General features: G+C 69.8%; 1 protein-coding gene. It reads right to left on the minus strand.

The window, feature by feature from the left end; genetic code table 11:
• Nucleotides 1-252, minus strand: a 252-nt coding sequence (locus R0J92_RS24975) for a family 20 glycosylhydrolase (protein WP_411053664.1), incomplete at both ends; no start/stop codon positions are given.

Consider the following 252-nt stretch of genomic DNA (forward strand, 5'->3'; position numbering starts at 1 on the left):
GGCGGAGGTTGTGCTGGGCCTGGAGGCCGGGCATGAGCATCTCGCCGGAGCGGACGCTGGCGGGGGTGGCGATGACGTCGAGGCCGGCGTCGAGCAGCCGCTGCACGCGGTCCTCGCTGACGTCGGGCTGGTACTGCCAGTCGCAGACGATCACGTCCTTGGGCACGGCGTCGATGATCCGCGGCTCCTTGGCGAGGTGGTCGCCCCACATCATCATCCGCTTGCCGGTGGCCGACACCATCTCGTGCATGC

This window comes from Tritonibacter sp. SIMBA_163 (assembly GCF_046535935.1).
In the GTDB taxonomy this organism is placed as follows: Bacteria; Pseudomonadota; Alphaproteobacteria; order Rhodobacterales; family Rhodobacteraceae; genus Epibacterium; species Epibacterium scottomollicae.